This is a genomic window from Halomonas citrativorans (assembly GCF_900163645.1).
In the GTDB taxonomy this organism is placed as follows: Bacteria; Pseudomonadota; Gammaproteobacteria; order Pseudomonadales; family Halomonadaceae; genus Vreelandella; species Vreelandella citrativorans.
The window spans coordinates 1-26,466 of sequence record NZ_FUKM01000003.1; the positions used below are offsets into that span (position 1 = coordinate 1).

At 55.1% G+C, this 26,466-nt stretch carries 23 protein-coding genes and 2 pseudogenes; 5 read left to right on the plus strand and 20 right to left on the minus strand.

The window, feature by feature from the left end:
• Positions 1–49: 49 nt before the first annotated feature.
• From CZ787_RS00445 to CZ787_RS00475, 7 genes are read right to left on the minus strand one after another with little or no spacing between them, the layout of a single operon-like run.
• The gene (locus CZ787_RS00445; protein WP_087105366.1) at positions 50–688 is read right to left on the minus strand and encodes a hypothetical protein; all 639 of its coding nucleotides are present in this window, start codon (positions 686–688) and stop codon (positions 50–52) included.
• Complete coding sequence (locus CZ787_RS00450; protein ID WP_087105367.1) at positions 685–1,068, minus strand: hypothetical protein; 384 nt, start codon at positions 1,066–1,068, stop codon at positions 685–687. The genes CZ787_RS00445 and CZ787_RS00450 overlap by 4 nt, the downstream gene beginning before the upstream one ends.
• On the minus strand, positions 1,065–1,694 hold the full coding sequence (locus CZ787_RS00455; RefSeq protein WP_087105368.1) for a hypothetical protein: 630 nt from the start codon (positions 1,692–1,694) through the stop codon (positions 1,065–1,067). The genes CZ787_RS00450 and CZ787_RS00455 overlap by 4 nt, the downstream gene beginning before the upstream one ends.
• Before the next feature lie 3 nt (positions 1,695–1,697).
• Positions 1,698–2,417 (minus strand): AAA family ATPase, encoded by a 720-nt coding sequence (locus CZ787_RS00460; protein ID WP_087105369.1) that lies wholly within the window; start codon positions 2,415–2,417, stop codon positions 1,698–1,700.
• A gap of 39 nt (positions 2,418–2,456) precedes the next feature.
• Positions 2,457–4,496 carry a DNA-binding protein gene (locus CZ787_RS00465; RefSeq protein WP_176372144.1) on the minus strand — a complete coding sequence of 680 codons (2,040 nt, stop codon included), beginning with the start codon at positions 4,494–4,496 and terminating at the stop codon, positions 2,457–2,459.
• Positions 4,493–4,930: a hypothetical protein gene (locus CZ787_RS00470; RefSeq protein WP_087105370.1), complete on the minus strand. Its 438-nt coding sequence runs from the start codon at positions 4,928–4,930 to the stop codon at positions 4,493–4,495. The genes CZ787_RS00465 and CZ787_RS00470 overlap by 4 nt, the downstream gene beginning before the upstream one ends.
• 2 nt (positions 4,931–4,932) lie before the next feature.
• A complete protein-coding gene (locus CZ787_RS00475) occupies positions 4,933–5,271 on the minus strand; it encodes a helix-turn-helix domain-containing protein (RefSeq protein WP_087105371.1) in 339 nt (112 codons plus the stop codon).
• Positions 5,272–5,423: 152 nt separating this feature from the next.
• Here CZ787_RS00475 and CZ787_RS00480 point away from each other — a divergent pair, with 152 nt between their 5' ends.
• The 4 genes from CZ787_RS00480 to CZ787_RS00500 all read left to right on the plus strand — a co-directional run bounded on the left by CZ787_RS00480 (position 5,424) and on the right by CZ787_RS00500 (position 8,823).
• Positions 5,424–6,128 (plus strand): XRE family transcriptional regulator, encoded by a 705-nt coding sequence (locus tag CZ787_RS00480; protein WP_087105372.1) that lies wholly within the window; start codon positions 5,424–5,426, stop codon positions 6,126–6,128.
• Between the two features lie 608 nt (positions 6,129–6,736).
• Positions 6,737–7,045, plus strand: coding sequence for an AAA family ATPase (locus CZ787_RS00485; RefSeq protein ID WP_217883823.1), 309 nt, complete (start codon positions 6,737–6,739; stop codon positions 7,043–7,045).
• Positions 7,046–7,323: 278 nt separating this feature from the next.
• Positions 7,324–7,545 (plus strand): DUF4276 family protein, encoded by a 222-nt coding sequence (locus tag CZ787_RS00495; RefSeq protein ID WP_087105375.1) that lies wholly within the window; start codon positions 7,324–7,326, stop codon positions 7,543–7,545.
• Between the two features lie 267 nt (positions 7,546–7,812).
• Positions 7,813–8,823, plus strand: coding sequence for a LacI family DNA-binding transcriptional regulator (locus CZ787_RS00500; RefSeq protein ID WP_087105376.1), 1,011 nt, complete (start codon positions 7,813–7,815; stop codon positions 8,821–8,823).
• A 6-nt stretch (positions 8,824–8,829) separates the two neighbouring features.
• Here CZ787_RS00500 and tkt read toward each other — a convergent pair.
• The 13 genes and pseudogenes from tkt to CZ787_RS00565 form a co-directional block, all read right to left on the minus strand.
• Positions 8,830–10,732: pseudogene (gene tkt / locus CZ787_RS00505) on the minus strand (transketolase).
• A 44-nt stretch (positions 10,733–10,776) separates the two neighbouring features.
• Positions 10,777–11,730 (minus strand): transaldolase, encoded by a 954-nt coding sequence (gene tal, locus CZ787_RS00510; protein ID WP_087105377.1) that lies wholly within the window; start codon positions 11,728–11,730, stop codon positions 10,777–10,779.
• A 53-nt stretch (positions 11,731–11,783) separates the two neighbouring features.
• Positions 11,784–13,247 (minus strand): annotated as a pseudogene (gene xylB, locus CZ787_RS00515) (xylulokinase).
• 25 nt (positions 13,248–13,272) lie between these two features.
• A complete protein-coding gene (locus CZ787_RS00520) occupies positions 13,273–14,004 on the minus strand; it encodes an SDR family oxidoreductase (RefSeq protein WP_087105378.1) in 732 nt (243 codons plus the stop codon).
• Positions 14,005–14,013: 9 nt separating this feature from the next.
• Entirely contained in the window at positions 14,014–15,555 is a 1,542-nt protein-coding gene (locus CZ787_RS00525; protein WP_087105379.1) for an FGGY-family carbohydrate kinase, read from the minus strand.
• A gap of 55 nt (positions 15,556–15,610) precedes the next feature.
• A complete protein-coding gene (locus CZ787_RS00530; RefSeq protein WP_087105380.1) occupies positions 15,611–16,591 on the minus strand; it encodes an ABC transporter permease in 981 nt (326 codons plus the stop codon).
• Entirely contained in the window at positions 16,588–18,090 is a 1,503-nt protein-coding gene (locus CZ787_RS00535) for a sugar ABC transporter ATP-binding protein (RefSeq protein WP_087105381.1), read from the minus strand. Before CZ787_RS00535 ends, CZ787_RS00530 begins: the two co-directional genes overlap by 4 nt.
• A 58-nt stretch (positions 18,091–18,148) precedes the next feature.
• Positions 18,149–19,087, minus strand: a complete 939-nt coding sequence (locus CZ787_RS00540; RefSeq protein ID WP_087105382.1) for an ABC transporter substrate-binding protein — start codon at positions 19,085–19,087, stop codon at positions 18,149–18,151.
• A 262-nt stretch (positions 19,088–19,349) separates the two neighbouring features.
• Positions 19,350–20,078: an SDR family oxidoreductase gene (locus CZ787_RS00545; protein ID WP_087105383.1), complete on the minus strand. Its 729-nt coding sequence runs from the start codon at positions 20,076–20,078 to the stop codon at positions 19,350–19,352.
• Positions 20,079–20,707: 629 nt separating this feature from the next.
• Positions 20,708–21,574: an urea carboxylase-associated family protein gene (locus tag CZ787_RS00550; RefSeq protein WP_087105384.1), complete on the minus strand. Its 867-nt coding sequence runs from the start codon at positions 21,572–21,574 to the stop codon at positions 20,708–20,710.
• 55 nt (positions 21,575–21,629) lie between these two features.
• Entirely contained in the window at positions 21,630–22,289 is a 660-nt protein-coding gene (locus tag CZ787_RS00555; protein WP_217883824.1) for a GntR family transcriptional regulator, read from the minus strand.
• Between the two features lie 44 nt (positions 22,290–22,333).
• A complete protein-coding gene (locus CZ787_RS19185) occupies positions 22,334–23,872 on the minus strand; it encodes an amino acid ABC transporter permease/ATP-binding protein (protein ID WP_087105385.1) in 1,539 nt (512 codons plus the stop codon).
• 68 nt (positions 23,873–23,940) lie between these two features.
• Entirely contained in the window at positions 23,941–24,789 is an 849-nt protein-coding gene (locus tag CZ787_RS00565; RefSeq protein WP_087105386.1) for an ABC transporter substrate-binding protein, read from the minus strand.
• 179 nt (positions 24,790–24,968) lie between these two features.
• Between CZ787_RS00565 and CZ787_RS00570 the strand changes: the two genes are divergently transcribed.
• Complete coding sequence (locus CZ787_RS00570) at positions 24,969–26,432, plus strand: amidase (RefSeq protein WP_087105387.1); 1,464 nt, start codon at positions 24,969–24,971, stop codon at positions 26,430–26,432.
• The last annotated feature ends 34 nt before the right edge of the window (positions 26,433–26,466 follow it).

A 26,466-nucleotide genomic window follows, 5' to 3' on the forward strand; every position in this document is an offset into this window, starting at 1 on the left:
GCAATGAAGCGGTTGGCGTAGTGCTCAATATGAGCATCGCTGTAGGTTCTCATGGCGTATCTCCCTGGCTGGCGGCACCTTTCAGCAGCTCCGATAGGCGCTTGGGCGCGTTGGCTTTCTCAGTGGATTTATTCTTGTATTGCTCTTTGCCGTGGTTTGAAACGTGTGCTTGGCGGGTGGCCATGCGCTGGTGTTCGGCCAGTACGTCATCGGTGGAACGTTCGCGCAGCGGTGCGGCAGGGGCGCGGTTTGCGGGCTGTTTGGCACCGTTGCGTGCGGCTTCTTCGCGCTGGCGTTCCGCTTCCCCTGCGTGGCGGTCGGCCACGTTGGCCACTACTTCAAACAGGTAGCCGTGGCCGCTTAGCGGTAGGTTGCTGGGTGGGCGTTCAAGCAGCTGGTCAAGCGCGGCAATCCAGACCTTTAGCGGCGCTTCCCGCGTAATGCCTTTGCGCTCAATCACGCCGCTGGTGATGACCTCCTTTAGCTCTGTCAGCAGGCGGGCGCTTTTGGCGCTGGCCAGCGCCCGCGACTTGGGCCGAAACATGCCGAGGTAGCGCACGATACGGCTGCTCAAGACGGCAGGCATTTCAAGCGCAACGGCCAGCGCCTGGTTGTGTTCGCCTTGGGTCACGAAGGCGGCCATGTCGCCGGTCATGCCGCACTCGGGGCAGGTGGCTTTCAGCGTCATTGGTCGTCTCCCTGGCGATTGGGGTTGTGCGGGCAGGTTTGGCAATGGCGCCACATACGCATGGCCATCGGGTTATGAGTGGGTGCAGGGCGGGTGCGATAGTCGCGGCACTGCTCCACGCTGATGGTGAGCTGTTGGGCTAGACAATTAAGGCCATCCAGCGCGAGCAGCACCTTTTTTTCGATGCTTTCCGTTGAGGGGCTTGGGTAGCGGTTGGCCAGTGCCAAAGAGACCGCGCTACGCGAGACGCCGATGCGTTCACCGGCCAGCTTGCGGTTGGTGGCGCGTACTTCGTCAGCCAGCAGGGCAATCCAACGGGGCGGCTCTTCGCCCCAATTGGACGTATCCACAGCGCGGGTACGACGGATGGCGTCGCTCATGGCTCGCCTCCTTCGGTTTTGGTGACCCGGCTGTACACCACCTCGCCAGTGTTGGGGTCGTAAAGCTCTTTGGTGCGGCGGATCATCGGCGCCATGGGGCCGGTCCAGCGGCTAACGTTCAAGCGATAACGTGCATTGACAGCGCCTGTGCCACTGGTGGCAGGCCGAGTAATGGTTACGTAACCGGCATAGGTAAGAAGGCGAAGGTACTCAATCGTGGTTTCATGACTGACAGGTACTTCGGGCGTCGTTGCTGCTTGCGCTAATTCAGCAGCAGTGCATTCACCAATTATTTTCAGCGTGCGCCACATCTGTTCGCGGCCTTGTGGGGGCGGGGTGGTGCCATCACGACGCACCCGAGGTGCTTCGACCCCTACGTCCTTAATTAACTTGTAATACCGAGAGCCGCCTTTCGGAGAACTATCGCATTCGATGAAACCGGCCTTTCTTAAGCCAGTGAAATAATCACGTACGCGGTTGTGCGAAACGCCGATAGCAATCTGTTCCCAAATATCGTGGATACAAAAAGCTTGGCCTTGAGTGTGGAAATGTCGAATGGCCTCCCACATTGCTTGACGGTCGCCTTTAAGGCCTTGAGCGGTAAGTACAGGTTTACCCTTAGCCATGGTTTAACCCCTCCGCGCCGGTGGCTGGCCAGTGTGGATCTCACGCTCGCCCCATTCCCGTAGGCTAACGGTGGTCCAGCCATTGGCAGTGGCTTCACTGTGGATTTGGTAAAGGTTGACTGCCACTCGACGAAGGCAGCCCTTAACCCGGTCATTAATGGTTTCAAGCAGGTCGTCATAGATCTCGATATCGGGGTAGCTTTTATCGGCGAGGGCGCGCACGTCGTCTAGGGTCGCAGCCTGGGCGGGCACCCACTCCAAGACGCGGTTGTGCAGACGCTCAAGGCGCGCCATTGAAGCGGGCACACGCTCTTCACCGATCAGGATCAGAGTGCCCTGGCTGGCGTTATAGATATCTGTCAACACGTTGGCGGCGGCTTTATCGATCACGTACTGAACGTCGTCGATGATCAACGGGCGGCCGGAGCGGGAAAGCTGCTCGGCGACCTGATCGACCATCTCACTGATGGTCTTCATCGGGATAATGCCCATCTCACGTAGTACCGCCTGAATGAACGCTTTTTTGGTCCAGGTCTCGCGGCACTCGACGTAGTAGGCGCGGTGCATGTTGGCGGAGTACGCCGCTGCCAAACTTTTCCCATAGCCGCTGGGGCCGTACATCACGACCAAGCCCGGTAGCTCGGGCGGTCGGTTAGCGGCGCTTTCTACGGCAGCGGCTAAAAGGCCTACGTTAGTGAGTGGTACAATGGTGTTGACGCTCATATCAGTTCCTTAATTACTGCGGGTGTCATGGGCCGTGGTTCAGACGGCCCGGCGGTTGCGGACGGGTTGCAGCCCGTCCGCATCCATTACTTTCGCGATGGCGCGGAAATCGTTGTGGTGCTGGTAGCTTTCGTGCCACTGGCGTGCCTGTTCGGGCATGTCTTCTTTCTGCTGAAGCTGGGCATCTATTTTTTGCCAAAGCCGATAACGCTCGACCTTGTTCTGAGGTATCTGGAAACGTGTGCCTTGATCCGCCAGTTGCTTGGCGTAGGCGCGGCCTGCGGCGGCCTGCTTTTCATCGGAGTAGCTGGCGGCGGGCGTAATGGACCGGATCTCGACGTCCTGGCCGGTAATGGTTTTGGCTTTTTGAGCCAAGCGGCTGAGCTGGCCTTTTTCACGCTTCTCTGCGGCGCGCTGGATCATCGTTGCGGGCATGGCGGGTGTGGCGTTGCCGTCTAACAGGGCATCACCAATGTGCTCGCCTTCCAGTGTGTAAACGCCAACGCTGCCGGTATCGCGGTAATCCCATGCCACGCGGATCTCTTCGCCGTGGAAGTCGCGTAAGGCGTCCAGAAAGTAAATGCCACTATTAATGCGCACTTCGCCGCGATTGGTTTTGCGCACTTCTTGGGGGCGCATCAACGAAGTCACGACATCGGAAGGTGCCGTTAGAGCTTCAAAGCCTTCGGCATTTTTCCAGGCTTCCATAGGACTTTGGTGGCGAAGCTTGCCGGTGTCCAGGTCGCGGACTTTAGGCAGCCCTTTATGGGAGCGGTGGTTATAGGCGTCTAAAGCGTCGTTTAAACGATCAAAGAATTCTTGAAACGTAGGAATCGATACGGGCTTTAAACCGTTTTTAATATCGCGGCGAGATAACTTGTGCGCTTTTGTGGCGGCTTCTTTATCCATATCCGTGCCGATATAGCTGTCCATGGTTTTAGCCAGCCGTACCAGAATGGATTTGTGCGGGCGCTCAATGACGCCTCGTGCCTGTGAGTTATAGGGCAGCGAGTGGGTAATGGTGCCGCCCAGGCGGTCGACCACTTCATAAACCGTGGCGTTGTCAAAGCCTGAACCGTTGTCGACGTAGAACAGGTTGAACATGCCCACGCGGCTGACGGCATCGCGTAGGGCGTCTAATGTTGCAAGCGTTGATTCGGCCAGGTTCAAGGCAAAGCCAACGATGCGGCGAGTGCCCCAGTCGATGATCATTGTGATCTCAGGACGGAAAGCTTGCCCCGTCAGCGGGTTGATGACTTCAGCATCGAAGGTATGGCCATCCGCGACCCACACATCATTGGGCCATAGGTCATCCGTTTTGCGCCGCTTAAAGGGCTGAAGGGCTTTAAGCTCATGCGAGCCCAGGCGGCCACGCTCCCGCGCTTCTGGTGATAGCTTCGCCAGCCAGCGGCGCACCTGGTGTATAGAAGGGTGCGGTGGCGGTGTCTGCTCTTTCAGCATTTGGAAGGCCGCTTCAACGCTGGGCTTCTGCGGCTTCTGATAGCGCTTGAGAAAATCACCGGCCCAAACGGGCATGCTCATATCTGCGGCGCGGCGTTTGGGGGCAAGACCTCGCTCACCGTGCTTTTTAAAGTCACTGATCCAGCGCTTTAACGTGCGCTCGCTGAGAGTGCGGGTTTCCGTTTTACGGTCGTTGGCCAACACCACACGTTCATTGAGATAAGGCGTTAGATCCCCGGCCTTGGCATGCTCGACTAACGTTTCAATAGCGCGTTGCTGGCTGACCATCTTTGCCATGCGCTCAACTTCGCGCACAAAGGCAACGCGGGCTGTCATCACTTGGCGCTGTGCATCGGTTAGCTGTTGCTGGCCGGGGCGCGTTTCTTCAGCCTGCGGTATTACCGTACTGGTAGGCGTTGACGTAGCACTATCGGCTTGAGCCAATAGCAAGGCGTTTTGGGTTTCGGTGGGCAGGACGGCGAAGGCGTATTCAACCGCCTTGCTGCCCAGGCGTTGCTGGCCTTCCCAGCCATGGCGCTTGGCATGTTCACGTACATTGCGTTCTGTGCCGGGGAGTCCTGGTAACCCGGCCAATTCTTTGGCGGTGTACCAGTTCATTCGTCTTCTCCCATCAAACGCTTTAGCTCTTTCATATCGCTTTTGAGCTTTTCCATCATTTGCTGGCGTTTGCCGTATTCGGCAGCAAGTGCTTCTCGGCCATAGGCCACACGTCCACCGCGCAGATGTACTAGCCAGTCGGTAAAGGCGTGGCTCTGACAAACCTCTTCTAATAGCGGAATACGATAGAAAGGGATGTTGTGGTCACTGCGCGCTGGACTCGACCAGGCATCCAGCATGTGCTTGGAAACGTCATCGCCTGAGTAGCGGCTCATTTGTGCGGCAACTTCGTAGCGGTCTACTGTGCAGTCCTTTAACACGATGCCCACTAGCTCGCTCACTTGGCTTGCGTAGTTGCCGCTACCTGGAGCAGGTACCACAGGCACTGGTACTTCGAAGATGTCTAGGGTTAAGTCATCTTTGACACGTCTCATGGCTATGCCTCCGCTGCCATTAGACGATGCGCTCTAACGTTAGAAACGCTATCCTGTTCACACATAGTGAACACGCTCTTTTCTGCGCGATTAGGGCGTTGACGGCAGGGGGTACCATCGTGGTTCCAACGTTCCGGCCAAATAGTGGCTGGCTGAAGATCTAGAGCATCGGCAATCGCGCGTTCCATCCGTGGGTAGGGTGTGCGCTTCACGGCGACAAGTGTGCCCAGCTCAACGCCAAGGCGGCGTGCCAATTCGGCCAACGTTAAACCGCGAGTACGGATCTGATATTTGATCCACTCCCATCGCGCCGTTGGGTTGGTAGGTATATCCAGTTTCATAGCGTCACTCCGTGGCGTTTTTTCTGGCTGTCTAACCCTCACATGTGAGTAAACATAGCGCGGATAAAAGCGTGTATCAAGCGGATAAATGAGCATCCGTTTCTTTTTATTGTGCAAAGTGCTCTTTTTTATGCGTGAAAGGTTGAAAATCAGTGGCTTACAACGAAACGGATGTTGTTAAAAAAGATGCAGCAGTGCATCCGATTCCTGATAAAAGAATCGGATGCTTCCCAGCACGCTTAAAAGATGCGCTGGGCGGGGAGAGTCCGCGCGCATTTTCGCGTAGATGTGGTTTATCCGAAGGGGCGATACGCAGTTATCTGAGCGGGGATACGTATCCCACGCTTGATCGATTGGATCAGATCTCCCAAACGCTCGGGAAAGATATGCAGTGGTTGGCTTTTGGTGAGGAGAAGGCTCAGTCGTTTGAAGTACAAGGGATGGATGACTATGCCTTTGTGCCGCTTTATGACGCGCAGTGCAGTGCGGGCGATGGTGCCTGGAACGAGAACTGCCGTGTACTCACGCATATAAGCTTTACTCGATACTCATTGCGCAAGCAGGGGTTAACGCCGGATCACCTTTCGGCGATTCGTATCGACGGCGATAGCATGGAGCCCGTGCTGCACAGCGGCGACACCGTGCTTATTGACCATACCAGGACAGCGATTGAGGGTGAGGGTATCTATATCTTGCGGCTGGATGGACATCTCTACGCTAAGCGGTTGCAACGCAATTTCGACGGGGTGGCGATTATTAGCGCCAATAACGCTTACGATAAAGTGACGGTGCCGCGTGATCGCTTACATGAGCTAGAGATCGTCGGGCGTGCTGTGTGGTCTGCAGGGTGGCTTTGAGGTTTCGCTAACCTGTTTTTAACCATAACAAGTGAGGAATGAATCAGCAGTACTTCCTCACGTTTTGGGTTCCTTTTCTCGCAAAAGTTATGTTCTATAACAATCAGCTATTTCATTTCCAATCATAGGGTTACATTTAACAGGTCATTTTCAAGTTGGGTTCGTTTTCATAGGTGGAAGTTGAGCTTCAATAAGAACGTTTAACTGTAAGTGAAACCCCGCTGGCAGCGGCTTTAACGACTTTTATATGCCATTTTAGGTAGTGCCAAACACCCCACAAAAAAACGCCGCTTCCCAAAGGAAACGGCGTTTTTCTATTTGTGGGGTATTTGGCATAGATAGTGTCTAATTTACTGGCGCTGTATACTGACGCCATGTTCATAACCTTCTGAATTTGTGGCTTTAAATTTCGCCTCGCATCCCTGTTTATCCCACCTTATTGTTTATAGTCCCACATTGTTCCGTTGTGCCATATCTACTGCTAACCCACACTTTCATTGTGCTGGGATTGTGCTAGAGGTGCCTGCACAGTCTCTGCTGGCGTACTGCCTACTGTGCGATTTCCTAGCTGGTTGACTGCATCCCTTGCACGGTGCGGCGCTAGGTGCGTGTACTTCTCTGTCATCTTCACAGTTCTGATATTGCTGGATGAACCCGAACTGGGCCTGCATCCCTATGCCATACAGCTACTAGGCTCGATGCTCCGGCTGGTTAGCCAATCTACACAGATCATCATTTCTACTCAATCTGTCTCGCTTGCCAATGAGTTCAGTGCCGAGGATATGGTCGTTGTCGAGCACCGGAAAAATCGCTCTACTTTTAAGCGTCTAGATACGGACTCCCTGGAAGCATGGCTGGAGGACTATCGTTTGGGTGACTTATGGGAGAAAAATCTGCTGGAAGGAACCCCCGCGTGATTCGACTAGACATTAGCGTTGAAGGAGCGACTGATCGAGTGTTTGTAACACGTGTTTTGGCTCCGGTATTAGCCCAGAATCAAGTGTTTGCTAGCCTCTATTGATATGCGCGGGCGTGTGTCACTTGAGCGCATCAATAAAGAGCTTAGCAAGTTGATGGCTATGTTTGACCATGTAACAACGTTTTATGACTTTTATGGTTTCCATAAACGCCCGCCGGGTGACGTTTACGCTCTAGAGGGTACTATCAATCTTGTGCTCGAGGATAAACGTCATCGATTTACCCCTATGTTCAGCAGTACGAATTTGAAGCCCTCGTGCTAGCAGTACCTGATCATGCAGAGGAAGTCATTGGCATTGATGGTCTGGGTGAACAAATCCATAAAATAGTTGAGCAAAGTGGCGGTGCTGAACTCGTCAATGATGGTTATGACACCTGTCCTTCTCGGCGTATCAGAGCTATTGCCCCACGTTATGATAAAAATTCCATGGGCCAGTAACGTTGGAAAGTAGTGTACAGGAGGCGAGGGCGGGTTGCCCTTGCTTCGATGCTTGGCTGAAATGCATTATGCAGTTGAAAGTGGACTAGATGAGGTATGACAAAAGCATGATCAAATTATAGGTTTTTTAGCAGGGCAGGTTATACCTATAAATCACTCCCCATTTTCGTGAGCAGACCTTGCGTAGTATCCTTACGGCGCTGGTGCTACTTCGTTGGGTACAGCGACAGTCATATCAAAACGACAAAATTCACAACAGAGTAAAGTATGGTAAGTCGCCACAAGGTTACTATCACTGACATCGCCGAACGGGTGGGCATGACCAATATGACGGTGTCGCGTGCCTTGAACAATCCTGGCAAGGTAAAAGTAGCGACCCGGGAGAGGATCCTCGCTGCTGCGAAGGAACTAGGGTATGTCCCTAATGCTTTCGCTAGCCATCTTCGGAGTCGCAAGAACCGGCTGATTGGCCTGATCACGGCAAGCGTGGATAATCCCTTTTATAGCGAGGTGATTAAGGCGGTTTCCCGTGCGGCCGAGGAGCGTGACTACACCATCATTCTGATTGATACAGATGGATCGCCGCAGCGCGAGGAAGTGGCGATCGAAACTCTGCTCAGCTATCAGGTGGCTGGCATTATTCTTTCGCCCGTCTCCGACGCTGCCGCCTATCGCCCAGCTTACCTTGAGCGCTTGCGTGCTACCCGTTTACCAGTGGTTATGCTGGATCGCACCTTGAACGTATCCGACTTCAGTCGTGTGGTACTAGACAACCGTCTTGCGGGGAGTCTGCTTGGTGAACTGCTTGTGAAGAGGAATATCCGTCGGGTGCTTGCTTTGACGGGGCCGCGTGACTCGCGGATTACCCAAGACCGGCTGATCGGCCTAAAGACAGCCTTTGACGTGGCGGGCGTCTCTTTGGCGGTGGAACAGCGCCCTGGGGACTACACCCTGCAACCGGCCTATCGTGATATGGCCGATTACCTACGCCAGGGCAATCTCCCCGAAGCAGTGTTTGGGTTCAATCAGCTGATTACATTGGGCGCCATGCGTGCCCTGCATGATGCACGTGTGTCCAGGAGCGATGTGATGGTATTGGGCGTCGACCGTTTGCCGTATGCTGATATCTTCGAGGTGTCAGTGCCTTGTGCTGCGCATGACACCTACCGGTTAGGGCACGAGGCATTTCGCATACTCTTTGAACAGATTGAGGACCCCATGGCTGCTGGCCGTGAGGTCGTGATCTCCGCCACACTTATATCCTCCGGCGGTAACTGATAGTCATCAGCTTTCGTCGTGCAACATACCCGCGCCCTCGGTGACCACTTGATCGACGGTGAAACCAAAGTGGGCAAAGAGGCCTTCTGCCTTGCCGGATTCCCCAAAGGGGCGCATGCCGATGACACGGCCATCCAGGCCGACATACTTGCACCAGTAGGAGTAGTGGCTGGCCTCAATGGTGATGCGTTTAGTCACGCTGCGCGGCAGCACGCTCTCGCGGTACTCAGCATCCTGGGCGTCGAAGGTGCTGGTAGAGGGCAGCGAGACCACACGTACCGTGGCTCTTGGCCTCCATCTCGGCGGCGGCGTCCATGGCCAGACCCACCTCTGAGCCGGTGGCGATCAGGATAAGATCAAGTGACACCACGCGCCCTTTAGGGGCACACTTTTTCAGGCCATACCCACCACGCTGAATATTGGCCAGCTGCGCCTTGTCGCGCTGCTGATGGGGCAAGTTCTGACGCGACAGCACCAGCGGTGGGGCCCGCTTGCCGCTTGAGGGCGGCATCCTAGGCCGGCTGGTCGCAAGTGGTCAGGTTGGGCGTCGAGCACAGTGCTACCAACTGCTCGATGGGCTGGTGAGTGGGGCCATCCTCGCCTAGGCCGATGGAATCGTGAGTAAACACATAAATCGCCCGCTGATGCATGATCGCCGCCATGCGCACGGCGTTGTGCATATACTCCATAAAGGTCAAGAAGGTCACACCGTAGGGCACAAAGCCGCCGTGTACGGCGATCCCGTTCATGATCGAGCCCATGCCGAACTCGCGCACCCCATAGTGCAGGTAATTACCGCCCCGGGCGTCCTTAGAGATCGCCTGAGCGCCGCTCCAGAAAGTCAGGTTGGAGGTCGCTAGGTCGGCGCTGCCGCCGAGCAGCTCGGGGAGCTGCAGGCCCAATGCATTGAGGCAGGCCAACGACGCTTTGCGCGAGGCGATGCTCCTGGGCCTGCTCGATCAAGGCTTCGCTGCCCAGGTTACTGGGCAGCGAAGCCGTTGAGACGACGCTTGAGCGCGTCGGCCTCGGCGTAGCGCACTAGGCGTGCCTCCAAATCCTGCTCCCACTTGGCGCCGCGGGCAGTGGCATCTAGGCCCTTATAAATCTCCTCAGGCACATGGAAGGGCGCATGCGGCCAGCCGGGCTGCTTGCGCGCCGCGGCCACTTCTTCGTTGCCCAGTGCATCGCTGTGACACGACTCCTTGCCCTGCTTGTTAGGTGCGCCGAAGCCGGTGATGGTCTTGCAGATGATCAGACTCGGCTTGTTGTTGTGCTGCTTGGCCCGCTCAATGGCGGCCTGAATCGCTTCGGAATTGTGGCCGTCGACGTTGGGCACAACATGCCAGCCCTCGACTTCGCCATCAATGGAGATGCCGTTGTCGTCATAGAAAGCCACTAGCTTGCCCAAGCCCTGGGTGCCAGCCAATGGCGCCACCTCGTGAGAGATGCCCTCCATCAGGCAGCCGTCGCCTAGGAAACACCAGGTGCGGTGATCGGTCGGGGCAATTGAACTGCCCCGCCAGGGTGCACTCGGCAATGGCCATGCCCACAGCGTTGGCCAGTCCTTGGTCCAGCGGGCCGGTAGTGGCCTCGACACCAGCGGTGTAGCCCAGTTCTGAGTGGCCCGGGGTCTTGGAGTGCAGTTGGCGAAAGTTCTGCAGACCCTCGAGGCTCAGCGCATAGCCGGACAGGTGCAGCAGCGAGTAGAGCAGCATTAAGCTGTGGCCATTAGAGAGTACGAAGCGTGCGGGTTGGCCGGGTTGTGACTCAGGTGATCGTTCCACAGCACTTCGGCGATATCGGTCATGCCCATTGGCATTGGAGCGCCGGGATGGCTGGACTTTGCCTTCTGCACGGCATCCATGGAGAGCGCTCGAATGGCATTGGCCAGTTCGAAACGTAACGGCATAAGGATTCCCAAACGGTGGCTAGTTGGCAGTTCAGGTTACGAGATCAGAGAATCGCCAAACGGTCGGCGATCAGTTCCTCCAGGCGTTCCTGATCATCGGCGAAGCGACGAATACCCTCGGCCAGTTTGTCATTGGCCATGGCATCCTTGTTGTGATCCCAGCGGAAGGCGGACTCGGAGAGTGGAGTAGGACGAGGGCCACCGTTGCGTGTCATTAACACCTTGGGTTCCACCTCGCCTGTTGTAGTAGCGAGTTCCTCAAGCAGCGCAGGTGAGATAGTTAATCGGGGGCAGCCGGCGAGTGCCAGTACCTGGTCGACAGTGCGGAAGCTCGCGCCCATCACCACAGTATCGAAGCCACCTTGGTTGACCCGTTCGCAGACGCCGCGCACGAATTGCACTCCAGGGTCGTTCTCGGGGGGGAAATCCTGGCCAGTCTCCTTTTTGTACCAGTCGGTGACACGGCCGACAAACGGTGAGACGAGAAAGACGCCAGCATCGAAACAAGCTTGGGCCTGGGCGTCGCTGAACAGCAGCGTCAGGTTGCAGTTGATTCCCTCTTTCTCCAGCACCTCGGCTGCGCAGATGCCTTCCCAGGTCGATGCCAGCTTGATCAGCACTCGATCCTTAGACACGCCGCGTTGCTCGTAGAGCTCGACCAGCTCGTGGGCCTTGCGTATGCTGGCCTGGCTGTCGAAGGACAGCTTGGCGGCGACCTCGGTGGACACACGGCCGGGCACCAGCTTGGCGATCTCGCTGCCCATGGCCACGGCAAGGCGATCCACGGCATGCTCTTCTCGCCAGCCGTTGTCCTTGGACTTGACCGCCTCGAGCTCTTGATCGATCAGTGCTTGATAGCTTGGCAGATCGAAAGCCTTGAGGATTAGCGAGGGATTGGTGGTGGCATCATGGGGTTGATAGCGTTTGATGGCGTCAAGGTCGCCAGTGTCCGCGACCACCAAGGAGTGCTGGCGAAGGGCGTCGAGTCGTTGGGTCATGGAGTATCTTCCTCGAATAAGTGGTCGGTTATGTAAGGCATAGGGGGTGGTGTTCAGCTGTAATGATTTTCCTGGGCCTGACAGTAACGGGCATAGGCTTGGTCATAGGCAGCGACGCGGTCGGGTTTGGGGTTGGTTCGGGATCTCTCGTCGAGATGCACCAGTCGCGCACAGAGGTCTTCGAGCGAGGTGCTGGGGTAACGCTCGCACCAGGCAGCCTGCAGTGCTGCACCTAGCGCTGCGGCATCGGTGGCCATAGGGCAGATCACCTAGGTGCCAGTGATATCGGCCACCATCTGGCGCCATGCAGGGCTCTTGGCACCGCCGCCTATCAGATGTATTTGGCTCGCACCCTCGGCTAGGTCGCCAAGCAGCTCGAGGCCGTAGCGCAGACCGAAAGTGGCGCTCTCGACGACTGCCCGACACAAATTGGCTTGCGTGGAGTTGATGCTGGTCAGCCCCAAAAAAATTGGCGGTGGCTTGGGGCAGCGCCGGAGCCCGCTCTCCATTGAAGAAGGGGAGCACGGTTACCCCTTCGGCCCCGATGAGCGCATTGGCCAAGCGCTCGTTAAAGGTTGATAGGTCGAGCCCTAACAGTTTACGCACCCGGGTAGTGGCAGAGGTCATGTTCATAGTACAGATCAGCGGCAGCCATCCGCCGCTACTGGCGCAGAAGTTAGCAACCATGGCGTTGTTGGCGATCACTGGGGCCTCGGAATAGGCGCGCACCGTTCCCGAGGTGCCTAGGCTAAGAGTCACCAGCCCATGGGCGATATTCCCGGTTCCGATGGTCCCCAGCATGTTGTCGTCGCCGCCACTCGATACCACCACGCCCTCTGCCAGTCCTGGCTCGCGGGCCAAGGCGTATCGCACCACCCCGGCCTGTTTGTGAGATTCGATCAGCCGTGGCAGTACGCGAGTTGGGGCGATTTCTGCTAAGATGTCCTCGCGCCAGCGCCGGGTGCGGCTATCGAAGTAGCCAGTACCGGAGGCGTCGCCTACCTCGGAGACCCGTTCGCCGGTCAGCCAGAAATTGAGGTAGTCGTGCGGCAGTAGCAGGCTGTCTATGCGCCGGTAGGCATCAGGCCGGCTGTCGCGCAGCCATGCTAACTTGGAGGCGGTATAGCCGGTCTGTAGAACTAGCCCCGGCTTGTCTAGGCAACCAGTCTCGCCGCCTAATCGATCAACCAATGCAGTGTTGTGGTTTGCGGTTTCGGTATCGCACCACAGCTTGGCCGGATGCACCGGCTCTCCCGCTGCGTCCAGCGCTACCAGACCATGCTGCTGGCCAGAAACGCCGATGGCACGAATTGCCCGTGGTTCGATACAAGCGTCGGTCACGGCGCCAGCAAAGGCGCCGCGGAAGGCCGCCACCCAGTCGGATCCTGCTCTCGGCGGGCGTGGGTGCCTTCGCTCAGAGCGTGAGGACGGCTCGCTTCGCCGAGAATTCGTCCAGCGTCGACATCAACCACCACAACCTTGGTACTCTGGGTACCACAGTCAACACCGATATACATGTCAGGTTCCTTTTAACGCAAGGGGCTAGTGAGACGTGAAGCCACCATCGATCGGCAGGCAGGCACCGCTGATCATCGAAGCGGCCGGGCTGAGGAGGAAGGCTACCGGCAGGGCGACTTCCCGAGGGGTGGCAAAGCGACCTAAGGGAATGGCGGCCAGCATTGGGTTGCGCTTGGCGGGATCGGCCCAGGCACGTTCGGCCATGGGGGTCAGGGTCACGGTCGGGTTGACACTGTTGACGCGGATGCCCTTGGGGCCCAGCTCGAGGCATAGCACACGTGTCATGGCATCCATGGCTGCCTTGGACGCGCAATAGCCGAGGTGGCCGGGCAGAGCAGCCATAGATGCTTGGCTTGAGACGTTGACGATGCTGCCCTGGCGGCCGTGCGCGATCATGTGGCGGGCCGCTTCCCGTGACACCACGGCACTGGCAGTGACGTTCGTGGTCATGATGTCCTCGAGATCCTTCGCTTTGAAATCCAAGACATCGTTGAGGATCGAGATGCCAGCACAATTGACCAAGCCATCAAGGGCGGGCATTTCTAAGAAGGCCGCGATAACCGCGGCCTCATCGGTGATATCGACGGCCAGGGTGCGTGCCCCTATCTCTTTCTCGAGTTTGGCTAGCTTGTCCCGATTGCGACCAAACAGCACTAGTTCGGCACCGAGTTCAGCTAGAGACCGCGCGATATCGAGACCGATGCCGCTGGTCGCCCCCGTAACGAGGATGCGTTGGTTGTGGAGTTCGAAGTTCATGATGTGGCGTCACTCGCTCGATTTGTGATTGGAATTTAGCCGATGCATGATCGGCTTGAGCGTTGGGTAAAGTTGGCAATACAGAGTGAAGAGCTTGTCGTAATGTCGCGCAGCGTCTTCAGACGGAACGGAACGCTCAACTAAGTTGCCATGCTGCAGGGGTTTGGCCAGGTTGATAAGACCGGTGGCCTGCCCGGCGAGTAGTCCGGCCCCTAGGGCCGCCTCGACATTTTCTTGGTAGGTGTAAACGGGCATGCGGGTCACGTCGGCGATAATCTGCATCCAAAGATCTGACTGGGTAGCTCCGCCAACCACAATTAGATGGTCATCCAGTGTCACGCCTTGTTGGGTACCTGCTTCAATATTGTGTCGTAGAGCGAAGGTGACGCCTTCAAGCACGGCGCGATACAGGTGATGGCGCCGGTGATAGAGACTGAGGCCGATGAAGCAAGCGCTGGCTTTTGCGTCCCATACAGGACTTCGCTCGCCCATCAGGTAGGGCAGGAATAACAGGCCATTAGCACCGGGGGGAAGCTCGCGAGCAGGTGGCTCAAGCTGTTCGAAGGCGCTGCCGACCTCGCTGGCGGCCGCCTTATCCTCGCCGCAGAAGGTATCGACGTACCAGCTGACCGAGGCGCCAGCAGTCAAAGCGCCACCGAAGGTGTAGAGGTCTCGGTCGCTGTTCAACACATGCGGCATGCTGATCAACCCGTGCCTTGCATCGACACGCTTGTTGATTACCCCCCAGCACATACTGGTGCCGATCATGGCGACATGGTTGCCGGGTCGTGTCGCCCCCGCCGCTAGCGTCGCCATTGCTGCATCTACCCCCCCGGCGACGATAGGGATGCTGCTGCGTAGTCCCAGTGACTCGGCCAGAGAGGGCAGCAGTCCACCGACGACTGATCCCGAGTCCACCAGCTGAGCCGGAAGCTTGTTGCGGTCGAGACCCAGAGCGTCGAGCATTTCCTGCGACCAGGCACGTGCTACCAGGTCGTAGATGCCGCCGATGTTGCCCGCGGAGCAGTGGTCGATGGCGATCTCTCCGCACAGGAGATAGTTGATGTAGCTATTGGGCGGCAGTAAGTAACGAGTTTGCTCCCAGACTTCAGGTTGTTCGGCCTTGAGCCACATCATCTTAGTGAAGCCGTAGTAGCTGTCCACCCCGTTGCCGGTGATATCACCAAGTTGATCCAGGTCGATATGCTCCTTCACCCATTGAACTTGGGTCTCTGCTCGGCGGTCCATCCAGATCAAGCAGGGGTGCAGGGGGGTTATCTCGGAGTCGACTGGTATACCAGAGCCACCGTATAGACTACTAACGCACAGTCCTTTGACACTCGCTGGATTGACCCCAGGATGGTCAAGGCAGCGACGGAGGCAGACAAGCACGGCCTGCCACCATGTATCCGGCCACTGCTCAGCCCATAATGGGCGAGGGGTGTCGACCCGGTAGCCCTGACTATACTCAGTCAGGATCCGGCCTTGGGAATCGATCACTACGGCCTTGGTACTCTGGGTGCCAATGTCGATACCAATGACGGTTTCCATACGGTTCTCCTTTTTTCGGCGCGAGACTAACCCGTGCCGAAGCACGTGCAGGGGCTCAAGGAGTCCGCTTGCGGCTAATGTAGATCGCCAACAGGATAATCAGGCCCTTGATGACGTTTTGGAGGTAGGGCGAAACGCCCATCAGGTTAAGACCGTTGTTGAGCACGCCAAGCAGCATGGCGCCTACCAGCGTGCCGAGAATCATTCCTCGCCCACCGGTAATAGCAGCGCCGCCCAGCACCACGGCGGCGATGGCGTCGAGCTCGAAGCCGACCCCGGCGTTGGGCTGGCCGCTCATCAACCGTGAGGTCAAGATCAACCCGGCAATGGCCGCAGTCGTGCCACTCAAGGTGTAGACCAGCAACTTATAGCGGGACACTCGGATACCGGACAGCCGAGTCGCCTCCTCATTGCCGCCAATGGCATACAGGTAGCGTCCGGTCGCAGTATGGTGGAGTAGCAAAAAGCCGAGTGCGTAGACGCTGATCATGATCAGTATAGGGGTTTCGATACCGGCCAGGCTGCCGCGACCGAAGAAGGCAAATTCCGGGGGGAGGCCGGAAATCGGGTAGCCTCCGGTGTATATCAAGCCAAGCCCGCGGGCAATACCCATTGTGGCCAAGGTGACGATGATGGGTGGCATGCCGGCAAAAGCAACAAAAAAACCATTGAAAGCCCCGAAGCCTGCACCTACCAATACGCCTAGCAGGATGGCTAGCGACGGAGGAACCCCCGCCACCATCAGCCCAGCCATTACCGTTCCCGACAAGGCCATTACCGGGCCCACCGAGAGGTCGATGCCGCCGGTGAGAATGGCTAGGCTCATCCCCACCGCTATGATGGCAATGATCGAGGTCTGACGCACCAGATTGGCTTGGTTGCTTATGGTTAGAAAGTTGTCGTTGATGACAGACATAGCAATGAAAACGACGATGAAACCAATCATTGGGTAGAAGATCGGAGTACGGCGCCAACTGGCCAGCCGCATCTTGTGGGACTGGTGGGTGTTGCCGGGTATTGAGTCGAGCTGGCTCATGAGCTGAGTCCCCCCGTGGCGTGATGCATGATGGATTGTGAATTGAGATCGTTGCCTTGCAGTTCGGCGGCGACCTGTCCCTGGTAGAAGACCGCTACGCGATCGCATAGGCCAAGGATTTCGGGGAGTTCGGACGAAATCATGATGATCGACACGCCACGGGCGGTGAGCTCTTTCATCAAGGCGTAGATCTCTGACTTGGCGCCGACGTCAATGCCGCGGGTGGGCTCATCGAAGATCAGCACCTTACACTGGTGGCCAAGCCAGCGGGCGATGACAACCTTCTGCTGGTTGCCGCCGCTGAGATTGCCTACTGGGGTTTCAGGGCTGGGAGCCTTGACGCGGACTGCCTTCATCAGATCGGCGGCAGTACTAGTCTCATGGCGGCGCTTGATCAGTGGTAAGACACCCTGAAATTGTGTCAGATTGTTCAGGGAGATGTTTTCGCGACACGAGAATGGCAGGATCAGTCCTTGGATCTTGCGGCTTTCCGGTAGAAGGCCGATCCCCTGCTTCAGGGCGGTGGCGGGGTGTAAGAGCTTAGTTGGCTTGCCCTCCATAAGGATCTTGGCATGCACGGGTCGCGTCGCACCGATCAGCCCCATAGCCAGTTCTGTGCGGCCCGAACCCACTAAGCCAGCAAAGCCGAGGATCTCGCCGCGGTGAAGCTTCAATGAATGCTCGGGGCCATTGACATCAAGGCGCAGGGATTCAATGTCTAATACCACATCGTTATAGTCGGCATCGCTACGGTGTTCGGGGTAAAGGTTCTCAACGCGGCGGCCAACCATTTTCTCGATCAGGTCGTCGGGCGTGGTAGAGACGACGTCGCAGTCGTCGACCTTCTCACCATCACGCATCACGGTGACACGATCGCAGATGGTGAATATCTCTTCCATATGGTGTGATATGAATACCATGCCGACCTGTTGTTCGCGCAGTTTTCGCATGATGGTGAACAGATGATCGGCTTCGCTAGGCGTGAGGGTTGCTGTCGGCTCGTCGAGGATCAGGATTCGCGCTTTCAGCGACAGGGCCTTGGCGATCTCGATGAACTGCTGGTCGGCGACACTCAAGTCGACGATGGGCCGGTCGAGGGGGATCGAGACCTTGAGGCGGTCTAACAGGTGCTGCGCCTCGGCGATCATGCTGCGCCGGTCTCGCAGCCCGAACCTGTTACGCAATTCGCGCCCAAGGAAGATATTATCCACGGCGTCCAGATCAGGGATCAGGCTGAATTCCTGGAAAATGATACCGATGCCCGCGTTGAGGGCGTCTTGATAGCCATGGAAATGGCATACCTCGCCATTGATGTTGATCTCACCTTCATCCTGTCGGTAGATGCCGCAGAGAATTTTCATCAGAGTCGACTTGCCGGCCCCGTTTTCGCCGAGCAGAGCATGCACCTCGCCAGCATGGACATCGAGCGATACATCCTTGAGAGCCCTCACCCCGGGAAATGACTTCGAGATGTGCCTCAGGGAAAGTAATGGAGTCATAGGGATACCCTCGTGTGCCGCCCGCAGGGGCAGCACACGTCATCATCGGTGGGAGGGGTTACCAGCTAAAATCAGCGGCCTTGTCGCGGTCGATCAGTTGTACGTCGATGGGAATTTCCGCGGGCGCAGTTTCTGCACCCCAGTGCTTAGCCAGCGCTAAGCCGAGCCCCACACGCACCATGTCCGCGGGATATTGCGCTGAGGTGGCGATGAACGCGGAATCAGCCTTCTGGATCTCTGCAACTGCCTCGGGATGACCGTCGACGCTGACCAGCTTGATGTCCTTGCCACTGGCCTCAATAGCGATTAGAGCGCCCAGCGAGCCGATATCGTTGACGCTGAAGAAACCATTAAGATCAGGGTTTGCCTGGATGATGTTCTCGGTGACCGTCATAGCATGGGTACGCTCCTGACGGCCATTCTGTTTGGTTACTATCTCGATGCCATCGTACTCATCAAGTGCGTCGGTGCAGCCTTCGATACGCTGCAGGATCGGCACAACCGGAATGCCATCCAGTAGGGCTACCTGACCTTCACCATTTAGTTGTTGGGCTAGGTATTCGCAGGCTAAGTAGCCGGCGTCATAGTTTTTGGAACCCACAAAGCCATCCACGGGGCCCTCTGCCTGGGCATCGATCGCGACCGTGGTGACGCCTGCCTCTTGGGCAGACAATACCGCCGTTTCAACCCCAACGGAGTCGGCGGGGTTGAGTAGCAGAATATCGATGCCTCGCTGGATCATGTCCTCTACGTCGCTGACCTGCTTGGAGACATCGTGGCGCGCATCGGTGACAATCACCTCAGCCCCTAGGCTCTCTGCGGCGGTCTTGAGCGCCTCCTGCATGGTCACAAAGTACTCGTTGTTAAGCTCTTGGAAGGACATGCCGATTGTCAGGGTATGCTCATCGGCTGCTGCGGTTCCTGCTACAAAGACGGCTGCGCAGGCAGAGGCAAGAGCCGCCTTGCGAAAGTTTGCCGTGTTCTTATTAATTTTCATTGTTAACTCCGTGATTGTTATTGTTTCTCTGAAAGGTTTTCAATGTTGACAAGACTATTAATGTTAACGTCAACAATTTGAAGACTATGTGTCCTTTAGAGGCTGGTCAACGGTCATTCGACCAATGTCTATTCCTATAAAAATTTTACAAGTGGTCAAAGCGTTCATGCGAAGTGTTCATTCAAAACTGTAAGAGGTTGTAAGGTTGCTTGATCTCATTAAGCTAAAAAAATACCTTAATAGTTGCTGGATTGAATACTTTCTACATATCAAAGTTGCTAGGCAAAACAACCATGTCTCGGATGGTTACGTTCCGGGGGCGAGTAAGCATGAACATAATCGCATCAGATACATCCGTCGGCTCGATGATACTGCCGGATTCTTTTGCTTTGCGCAGGTTTTCCTCTGGCCAATCGGCAAGCAATGCGCTATTGACAGGGCCGGGAGACACAGAAGCCATGCGAATGCCGTGCTTGTTGACCTGGCGACGAGTAGTCTGGACAAAGCTGTTGATGGCCCACTTGGAGGAAGCGTAGACTGGTTCCCAGGGCACGGGGAAGTGCCCCGCAACGGAGCTTGTCACCATAATGTCACCCGTGCGACGTTCGATCATATAGGGCAAGACGTTATGGACATTTTTCATCACTACATTGACGTTCAAGTTCAGCATTCTGTCGATGGCAGCAGGGGAAGTATCGAGTAAATCGCCGCCGATATAACTACCAGCATTAGCGTGGAGAATATCCAACTGGCCTGCTTTCTCTAGAATTTGCGAGAGGAGAGTGTCGCAGTCCTGTGGGTCAAGCAGGTCAATAACTAAAGGAAGCGCGGCTTCGCCAAGTTCTTCACAGATGGCTTTCAGCGCAGCATCATCTCGATCAATCATGACCACTCTGGCGCCGGCGTCAATCATGGCCTTTGTGGTGGCCAGTCCGATACCTGATGCTGCGCCAGTAACGGCAGCAACCTTACCAGTGAGTTTATTAGCCATCTTATAATCTCCTATATCTTCAAGTTCCTCGCTTGGCGAGGCCATTTTGTTTCTAGAATGATGTATGCAAGAGATTTAGAAGTGTATCTAACAAGCCGAATCAGCTTTTTTACTTCCTCGCTCTTGATCCGTCTCAAAAGTACACGTAGATAAAATTGACGGCATGATATGTTGACGTCAACATTTATGAGGCTATTCTTTATTCAAATACGAATCAATGGGATTAAGACCAATGTCTAGGTTTCGATGCTTTTGAGGAGATTTGAGTTAATCGTCTGGCTAGCATTCGATACAGGAGCAGCCGCTGAGCTTTAGCACAGCGGCTGCTCCTGTATCGTTTCTCAAACATATCTCCATGCTGATAAGCAGGTGACACTTTATTTTAATGGCGTGGGCTAACGCCATTTCGGCGACGTCCCTCGGGTAGCTGGTCACTCGCCCCGTCTTACCTACGTATTATGAACACACAAGCGCTGTAGCCAAGCCAACTGTGTCTCACCTCTAGGTACACCCAACCTGTAGCCTTATCAATCGCCCCTTGCATTCAGTAACTTTGCTGCCTTTTTAAGGATTTGCGGGTGTTTAATTCAAATTGTTTGAAATTAGGGTTCAAAGTTTAAGACAGTCTATTATTTGTTCTTCTTTATCTCGACCCAATTGACCTCAGATAACTGACGGCCATGGCGCCCCTTATAGGGAGCAGGCTGCGGAGACTGCCAGCCTGCCAAGCGTTCCTTTTCCAGTGAGTAAACCTCCACGCCGAGCGGATGGCATGTCTCTAACGGGTCACGTGCCTCCGGCCCCCATAGATCTACTGAAAGGTCGCCGCCAGGGCAGCAAGAGAGTGCACACAGCAGATCGATTTCAGCAAAGAATTCGAGATGGTCGCCCTGGCGTGCTGGACAGGCCTTCATAAAGTACTGGTCATCATCGTTGAGCCCTGTGCATTGGAAAATGTTTAGAACATCGTGTACATCGAATTCGGTCAGCCCCCAAGGTTCCACTGCCCGGACTAGGTTGGAGTGACAGTGGAAATCGAAGTCCTCGCCAGTCAGCAGCCGATTGACGTACGGATCGCAACGGGTACCCAGCAGGTCGTGAACACGTCCCCCCTCGCTGTCTTCCCCATAGTTGGCCAGTGTGTCATCAATGATAGTCGCCATGGGGCGCAAATAGGGAAGGGTGGACCACAGTCTGTCGTAGGTGCTGACATGTGCACGCTGCAACTGGCGGGTACGTGAGGCCCACATTCGCTCTCTCGGATTATTCAGGTTCCACATGTTGAAGTCTCCTACCTGAGAGCCTTCGGTAATCTTGACCCGAAACACATGCCCAGCCGGTACACTCCATGCAAGACCGTCCCTAATGGGCACGGTATGCGTTTCCACCAGCTGGCGCGGGGCGTAGCGCTCCGTTAGACGGTCATAAAAAGCCTTATCGACATTGAGGGCTGACTCTTTGGTGGCTTGGTAGGCGGCAGGAACTTTACTTGCCATGGAAAACCTCCATTGTGTATGTATGTGTGGTATGAGGAATGAAGATGGGCCTTGTTTAGCGAGTCTTATAGGCAAGCACGATATCGCTAACATAGGACTCCGACTCATAGAGATAGAGCTGCATCTGCTCTGCAGCTTCTGCCCGCTGGCCTGCTGCAAGGAGCGCGTAAATCCGGCGATCCCTCTCGAGCCAGCCACCCTGAAATCGTTTTTCGCTGCTAGACATCGCAAAGATTAGCCGCAGTTGAGCGAGTATGGTGCTGAAGTAAGTGCTTAGTCTTTCGCTTTCTAGCAAACCCACAATGGCATGGTGAAAGAACAGGCTGCTGGTTCCCACTGCGTTCCAGCGGTTCTCAATTGCTGCTTCTTCACCTTCAGTCAGTATTCTGTCGATAGATTCAAAGTGCCTGTCGCTGGCTAAAGAGCTATGTTGGATAGCAGAAAGTTCAAGGGTATGCCGTACTTTGTAGATATCTCGTATATCCGATAGCGTCAGAACCCTAACCTGGGCACCCTTATTCAGTATGTAGTGTATCAAACCCTCATAACGCAGCTGGCGGAGGGCTTCGCGAATGGTATTGCGTGAAGCCTGATACTGTTTGCATAGCCCCGATTCCACTAACGCCGTGCCGGGGGCAATCTCGCCTAAGATAATGGCATTTCTTAACTTAATCGCGATCATATCCGATAACGAAGTTTCGTCACTTGCTTCCACGCTGTTATTTCCTTCCTTTATAATTTGACAACTGCGTTAAGTAATTAGCTGACATTAAAGTCCTTGAGGAACCGCGTTACGCGTGGTTCGTTGCTATTCTCGAATATCTCGGCTGGCGTGCCGGTATGCACTATTGCGCCATCTTCCATAAACACCACACGGTCGGAGATTTTTTTGGCGAAGGCCATCTCGTGGGTGACGATGATCATGGTCATGCCTTCGCGTGCAAGATTCTCAATATTTTTGAGCACCTCTCCCACCAGTTCAGGATCTAGCGCTGAAGTCGGTTCATCGAACAGCATAATAGAAGGCCTCATCGCAAGCGCTCTAGCAATCGCTATTCGCTGCTGCTGGCCGCCGGAGAGCTGGTGAGGGTACTTATTGGCGTACTCGCGCATACCCACTTTTTCCAACACAGCCAAAGCCTCTTGCTCAATCAGATTGGCATTGCCGAAACGATGGTAGCGGGGCCCTAAAGTAACGTTCTGCAGGACGGTGCGATGAGGAAACAGATTAAACTGCTGAAACACCATCCCAATGTTTTTAATCTGATCGGTTCGGGGCAGTTGTGTTTTTCGGTCTGGCTTATTCGGGTTTTTGATGAACGTCACATCACCGTTCAACGTAATGCATCCACCATCAGGTGTTTCCAGACCGTTCAAGGTGCGAATAAACGTTGTCTTGCCTGATCCCGAGGGGCCGATGATCGAAACAGTTTCGCCTTTTCTGACTTCCAGGGAAACATCCTTCAACACTGGCACACCATCAAAGCTCTTATTGATGCTTCTGGCATCGACCACAATCTCACTCTGCTCGATGCTCCGGCTAGAGAGATGCGGCGCTGGAGCTGGACTGCTGTCGGATGAGCTACTAGAGGCTTGCATAGCACTCTGTCTACTTGGGCGCTTGCGACGCGTGACATCCAGCTTTCGCTCGGCCAGCTTGAGCAAGTTATCGAAGACGGTGACGATCATTACGTAGAAAAGGGCGACCATCAGCATGGTTTCCAGAACCTTGAAGTTCTGTGTGTAGAGCCGCTGGCCCACCATGAGGATCTCAGCCAGGGAAATCACCGACACCAGCGAGGTGAGCTTGACGATGGTTATGAACTGGTTGGAGAGGGTCGGCAAGGCAATACGAATAGCCTGAGGAACAACGATTAGCCGCTGGATGCCCGTGTAGTTAATTCCCAACGCTCTTCCCGCTTCGCGTTGCCCGTTGGCCACCGCGAGCAGACCGCCACGATGGATCTCGGCCATATAGGCCGTCTCACTCAATACCAGGCCCAGTAATCCTGCAATGAAGGGGCTACCTAGATAGCTACGAGTCCAGGGAATGACCTGGGGGAGGTTGTAGACGAAGATGAGTAGCACCAAAAGGGGCAGGCTACGGAAGAACCAAATGTAAGCAGCAACCGGTAGTCTTAAGATCCGGTACTTTGAGAGTTTGGCAAGTGCAAGGATAAAGCCCAGTGAGGCCGCAATGCTCCATGAGAGTAAGCTGAGGGCTATCACCACCAGAGAGGCTTGCCACAGCGGAGGGTACCAAAAAAGGCTGAATGCGTATTCCCAATCGAAGTTCATGCACTTTCTCTCTTTTATGGCACGTATAGTCCTGAAAGCAACTTCTCGGTGTCGGAGAGGTGAGTGGCTCAGTTATTGGAAAGCGCAGCTTCAACTTCATCAGGGTCTGGTGCGCTCAGGTTGTAGGCAGATAGGATCTCATCGTACTCCCCAGTCTCCTTCATATTTTCAATCGCAGAGGTGATTGCCTCCTTAATTTCAGAGTTGCTTGAGTTGACCCCAAGACCCACCGGAATCGGGTAGATCAGCTCTTCCGAGGTAATCTTCAGGGCATCACCGGTATTTTCCACGGCGAGCTGTGCTACGGCCGCATCAGCAAACTGTGCCTCTACAGCGCCAGCCAAGATAGCCTGGGTAGCCTCAGGAGCGGTGGCAAACTCACGGATATCGATTTCGTCTAGCCCATTAGGCGTGCAGTGTTCGTCCGATACTTTCGTAAGCTTTGGAACCCAGGACGCGCCTTGGATTGAGCTGACACGCATGCCACAGAGATCACGCGGTTCTTGGGGAGACTCGGCGTAGTTGCTGGCAGTCAAAATTGATGAACCAGTCTGTGTATGTGGAACATAATCAATGACTTCTGCCCGCTCTGGTGTGATATAAAGCAGTGAAGCTATGACGTCATACCGGTTCGATCGCAGTCCCACAATCAGCTGAGCGAAGCGCGTATCTACATACTCGGCTTCAAGGCCCATATGCTCTGCCACAGCATTCATAAAATCGACTTCAAACCCGCTAGGTGTGCCATCTTCCAGGTAGATATAGGGCGGGTAGGTCATGTCGGAGCCGATCAGCAGGGTACCTGGCTCAATGGTGGGAATATCGGCGGCATAAACAAAAGATTGTTGAGCAAAGCAAACAGCAGTCAGAATGCTAGAACCGATGATGATTTTTTTAAAAAATTGTTTTTTAGACATTTTTTATTCCTTTTTTTGTATTTTATTCATGTGTATAACAAATTTGCCTCTACTTGGTATAGATTGTTGAACAATCTACGTCAAATAAGTGAGCAGCTTGTTCTAACTTTTTAAGCGTGTCATGTTGCTTACTAGCTGCTTGGTACGAGCCTGTTCACATGCCTATAAGGTGTCGCGCAATGACATCAATTCCTAATGATCCTGTCGCTAGTGTCGGTGGTCTACGCAATGCTGGTGAAATGCTGCGTGCGGGGACTCTCTCTTCCGAGCAGATGACCCAGGATTATCTCACTAGGATTAACAAATTAGATTCGTTTCTGAACGCCTTTGAACATGTAGAGGCCAAACAGGCACTAGCTACTGCCAGGGCCATGGATTGCCTTTTGGCAGCGGGTACGGACCTGGGACCGTTGATGGGGATACCGATCAGCGTTAAGGATCTGTTCACAGTCAAAGGCATGCCAATGACTGCAGGTTCCCGCGTAGATGTCTCGGATATTACCGACCCGAATGAAGGGCCTTTTATTCAAGCATTGCGCCAGGCAGGCTGTGTAATACTTGGCAAGACCCGCATGGTGGAGTTTGCTTTTGGCATTACAGGTGTTTCGCAGCCACGGGGGACCCCGCGCAACCCCTGCGATGAAAAGATACATCGTATTCCTGGTGGCTCCAGTTCGGGCGCGGGGGTAGCCACCGCTGCAGGCCTTTGTGCCATGTCGATTGGAACGGACACAGGAGGATCGGTGAGGGTTCCTGCTGCTCTGTGCGGCGTGTTCGGTCTGAAGACAACGTTTGGGCTGTGGTCGACCCAAGGAGTGTTTCCACTAGCCCCCAATCTGGATACGATTGGCCTGCTGACCCGCAGCGCACGTGATGCAGCGCTAGCTTATGCGGAGATCATGCATCACTTACATGGGGTATCTCGTCATCCAGTGGCGCTTGAAACTTTGCCGGGTACATCTCTTGGCTTACCGACGGAATATTTCTGGGAAGACCTTTCCTCCGATGTAGCGAAAGCCATGTCTTGGGCGAAGGATGAGCTGGCTGGCGCTGGCGTGCATTTTCAAAATGTATCGATTCCCGAAGCTAACGAGCGGGAAAAGTACTTTCCAGTCAGTATGCCCGTACAGTTACTTAACACCTTGGGGCGCGAGCGATTCGAATCAGGCCGGCATTTGATGGATCCGGTTATCGGTGACAGAACTTCATTGGGGCTCGACATCAAAGCGACTCACTTCCTTGAAGTTGAAACACGCCGCAGCCGCAACATTGTTAACGCTCTGGAGCAATTTCAAGGGGTGGATGCATGGATCAGTCCCACCACTGCAAGTACTGCACCCAGTCTTGCAAGCCTTGATAACTATCAGGAAGGCTATCGCCAGGCGCTAAACATGACCCGAAATACTCAGCCTGCAAATTATCTAGAACTCTGCGCTGCCAGCCTTCCGTTACTGGTCGGTGACCAGTTTTTGCCAGTGGGATTGCAGTTGATGTGCCCACCACGCGAAGAGGGGAAACTGCTCGCCATTTGCCAGGCAATAGAGATTCAGCTAGGTAAAGTCGAAGTAAAAGTGTCAAGGAGGGGTTGTGAGCCTTCCGCTGCGACAGTGCAAAATTCCAAATTAGCCATTGGCAATCAGTAATCAATAGCAGTATCGAAAATCAGATGATGGCCAG